3 protein-coding genes are annotated in these 4,139 nt (G+C 44.9%); 1 reads left to right on the forward strand and 2 read right to left on the reverse strand.

The genetic code is table 11. From position 1 onward, the window contains the following. Window positions 1–170: 170 nt before the first annotated feature. Together H5202_RS18495 and zntR are read right to left on the reverse strand one after the other, a co-directional pair. The gene (locus H5202_RS18495; protein WP_182773364.1) at window positions 171–1,697 is read right to left on the reverse strand and encodes an SO_0444 family Cu/Zn efflux transporter; all 1,527 of its coding nucleotides are present in this window, start codon (window positions 1,695–1,697) and stop codon (window positions 171–173) included. A gap of 2 nt (window positions 1,698–1,699) precedes the next feature. After that, window positions 1,700–2,161 carry a Zn(2+)-responsive transcriptional regulator gene (gene zntR / locus H5202_RS18500; protein WP_182773365.1) on the reverse strand — a complete coding sequence of 154 codons (462 nt, stop codon included), beginning with the start codon at window positions 2,159–2,161 and terminating at the stop codon, window positions 1,700–1,702. A gap of 307 nt (window positions 2,162–2,468) precedes the next feature. On the opposite strand from zntR, the gene purH reads away from it, so the two are divergent. Next, window positions 2,469–4,058, forward strand: a complete 1,590-nt coding sequence (purH, locus tag H5202_RS18505; RefSeq protein WP_182773366.1) for a bifunctional phosphoribosylaminoimidazolecarboxamide formyltransferase/IMP cyclohydrolase — start codon at window positions 2,469–2,471, stop codon at window positions 4,056–4,058. Window positions 4,059–4,139 lie beyond the last annotated feature (81 nt).

Genomic DNA, 4,139 nt, shown 5'->3' on the forward strand with positions numbered 1-4,139 from the left:
TGTTCACTAGCACTATTGTTCACTAGCACTATTGTTCACTAGCACTATTTTAACTAGTTCTAATGTTAACAGGGCCATCCGCAATATTTTACCCTGATAAAAAGCCAGTGACATTTATCACTGGCTTTCTTATGCGCTTAACTCGCTTTGATTAACCCATTTGGCTTAACTTACGAGCAACAACCTTTCTCTTTATTGCCTTTTGGGATCATGTCCCACAATACTTTGGCCATTAACACCGCCAGCACAATACCAGAAACAGCCACTACACCTTGCGGTAATAAAGCATGCTCTTCACCAATCTGCGGCATCACTTCAAAACCGAAGGTATCCACTAGATAATTGACCAATACACCAAATACTAACGCCACACCCATAACACCACCTAGATAACCATATAATGCACGCTTACCTAGCTCTTTAGTCACCACACCTAACGTTGCGATATTGGTCGCTGGTCCCGCCATCATAAATACCAGTACCGCACCTGGTGATACTCCAGCCAATAACAAACCAGCAGCAATGGGGGTTGAGGCGGTGGCACAGATGTACATCGGGATCGACACTAGAACCATCACTAACATCGCCAGAATGCCATCACCCCACTTAACTAAAAAGTCAGCCGGCACATAAGTCTGCACGATGGCGGCAAAAAATAACCCGACTAATAACCACAAGGTGGTGTCTTTGACTAAATCTGTGGCTGCGTAATGCAAACCCGATAAAACACGGCTGAATACACTGTTGTGCTTCAACTCTGTTGCCATATCTTGAGTCGATGCACAGCAGCTGGCTTCATCACTACTTTCACTTGTTGCTGGGTTTACTGTCGTTGCTGTGCTGCAACAGCTTGTCGATATCGCTTCGACCTTTGGCTCAGCTTTGCTACTGCAGCAACTTGATGTAACGGTTGCAGCTGGTGTTTCATTTTTCACATCATCTTTTGCTTTTGTGCTGCAACAGGCAGCAGGTGCAGACTCGGCTGGTTTATCCACAGTTTTACTACCACAACAACTGCTTTGCTTTACTTGCGAACGACTGCCAACGATTGATTGCGCAGCTGTGATCGGGCTTAATATCGATCTAGACTTAACTGATTCTGATTTAATCGCTGTCATTTTCACGCTAGCATTTTGCATTGTGTTTGCGGTTGCGGTTGCTTTACATGTTGATGTCGCTTCTGCGCTGGCGTCTGAGCTAGCAGTTGATTTAGGTGCGCAGCATGATGATACCGGCTTGGCACTCGCTGATGAATCAGTGGCCGTTTTCGCTTTAGCAGATGTTGACGCAGGAATACCATCATCGTCATCACGGCCCACTAATAAACCCGCCACTATCGCGCTAGTAATCGCCGCTATCGGACGCACTATCGCCATAAAAGGCCCGAGTAATACATAGGATACGGTAATTGAGTCAACGCCAGTTTCTGGAGTCGACACTAAAAAAGAGGTTGTAGCGGCTTTTGAGGCGCCAGCTCGACGTAAACCAACTGCTGCGGGGATAACACCACACGAACACAAAGGTAAAGGTGCACCTAATAATGCTGCCTTAACGACGGTTTTCATTCCATGGCCGCCAAGTTGCTTTTGCATCCATGCCATCGGCACAAATACTTTTAGCAACCCGGCCAGCACCAAGCCCAGTAACAACCACGGAGCAGATTCTAAAAATAAATGAAGAAAATTGGTCAATAACATACTTAATCCTTATGACCTGAATGAGCAAAATGATGATGTTCTTTTTTTGCAATAATGTGTTTATCTGACGACTCTAACGCTTCGAGTATCGAGCAATGCTCTGCGCTATCTGGGCCACCACAACAGGTATTCGATAAACTTTTTAGCGATGTTGCAAAGTGTTGTAACTCGGCGATTTTGGCTTCCACTTGCTCAAGCTTGGTATCAACCAAACCTTTAACGTCTGCACAGGCACGATTGGACTTGTCCACTTCGATAGATAATAAATCGGCGATATCGTTAAGCGAGAAACCAACCGCTTTAGCGCGTAATATAAACTTGAGCCGTTCAGAGTCAGCTTGGTTATATAACCGATACCCAGAATCAGAGCGACTTGAAGGTGATAACAAACCATGCTTTTCGTAAAACCGTAATGTGTCTGCTTTAATGTCATATAAAGCAGAAAGTTCGCCTATTCGATACATATGTTAACTCACCATCGTGATCTGAATTTTACCTGAGTATAAACCTTGGAGTTTAATCCAAGGTCAAGGGTTATTGGACGATTATTTTTGCGTACCTTTGTTCTTATTTCAATATTGTGAAATCACACAGAAAAAACACCCAATAGAAGCGGTTTACGATAAAATACGCCCGCCTGATCACAACACAATATGCCTCGACGGTGTTAAGCAATCTAAAAAACACTATGAGGGACTTTGGTAAAGCAGACTTTAATTGACTCTGTTTTACTAAAGCTCCTTAAAATCAAACTAGCGGACCTGTACCTACATGAATAATGTCAGACCAATTCGTCGCGCGCTATTAAGCGTATCAGATAAAACTGGAATCCTTGAGTTTGCACAAGCGCTGCATGCACAAGGTGTTGAACTCTTATCAACGGGCGGTACTGCAAAGTTACTTGCAGACAATAATATCCCGGTAATGGAAGTGTCTGACTACACGGGTCATCCAGAAATTATGGATGGTCGTGTTAAAACCCTACACCCAAAAATTCACGGTGGCATTTTAGCCCGTCGCGGTATTGACGAAATCGTCATGGAACAAAACGCCATTAAGCCTATCGACTTAGTTGCGGTTAACTTATACCCATTTGCTGAAACCGTTGCTAAACCTGGCTGCACCTTAGCGGACGCTGTTGAGAACATCGACATTGGCGGCCCTACTATGGTGCGTTCAACCGCTAAAAACCATAAAGACACTACGATTGTGGTCAACGCTAAAGATTACGGCCGCGTGATTGCAGAAATGCAAGCCAACAACGGCAGCACTACTTTAGAGACGCGTTTTGACTTAGCCATTGCCGCCTTTGAACATACCGCAGCTTATGACGGCATGATCGCTAACTACTTCGGTACTATGGTGCCAGCACACAGTAACGACGAATGTCATGACGATTCAACGTTCCCACGTACTTTCAATAGTCAGTTTGTCAAAAAACAAGACTTACGTTACGGTGAAAACAGCCATCAAAAAGCGGCGTTTTATGTCGACACGCAAATTGATGAAGCTTCAGTTGCCAGCGCGGTTCAGCTACAAGGTAAGGCGTTGTCTTACAATAATATCGCTGATACCGATTCAGCTCTTGAATGTGTAAAAGAATTTGAAGGCCCTGCCTGCGTTATCGTTAAGCACGCCAACCCTTGCGGTGTGGCATTAGGCGCGAACTTATTAGAAGCATATGACCGCGCATTTAAAACCGACCCAACATCAGCATTTGGTGGCATCATCGCCTTTAACCAAGAGTTAGATGCTAAAACGGCGCAAGCCATTGTTGACCGTCAGTTTGTTGAAGTGATTATTGCCCCTAAAGTGAGCCAAGCCGCACGCGACATCATTGCAGCAAAAGCTAACGTGCGTTTATTAGAATGTGGTGAGTGGAATACTAAAACCACAACGCTTGATTACAAACGCGTAAATGGTGGCTTGTTAATCCAAGATCGCGATCAAGGCATGGTGAACTTAGAAGACGTTAAAGTCGTGTCTAAGCGTCAGCCAACGGCTGAACAGTTAAAAGACTTAATGTTCTGCTGGAAAGTGGCGAAGTTTGTTAAATCTAACGCCATTGTTTACGCCAAAGACGGCATGACAATCGGTGTCGGTGCTGGCCAAATGAGCCGCGTATATTCAGCTAAAATAGCCGGAATAAAAGCGGCCGATGAAGGCCTAGTGGTTGAAAATTCAGTCATGGCATCTGACGCTTTCTTCCCATTCCGTGATGGTATCGACGCAGCAGCAGCAGCAGGCATTAGTTGTATCATCCAACCGGGCGGTTCAATTCGCGATGAAGAAATCATCGCCGCAGCAGACGAGCACGGTATGGCAATGGTATTTACTGGCATGCGTCACTTCCGCCACTAAGCAACGCCAATATCAAATATGGGTATCGCTCATCACTCATGTTTTTGCTAAATGCTTTTGCTAAATGCTTTTGCTAAATGC

The organism is Shewanella sp. SG41-4 (assembly GCF_014164505.1).
In the GTDB taxonomy this organism is placed as follows: domain Bacteria; phylum Pseudomonadota; class Gammaproteobacteria; order Enterobacterales; family Shewanellaceae; genus Shewanella.

Coding starts and splice junctions, on each gene's coding strand:
- H5202_RS18495 (WP_182773364.1), bottom strand. CDS start 1,697: ATGTTATTGACCAATTTTCTTCATTTATTTTTAGAATCTGCTCCGTGG.
- purH (WP_182773366.1), top strand. CDS start 2,469: ATGAATAATGTCAGACCAATTCGTCGCGCGCTATTAAGCGTATCAGAT.
- zntR (WP_182773365.1), bottom strand. CDS start 2,161: ATGTATCGAATAGGCGAACTTTCTGCTTTATATGACATTAAAGCAGAC.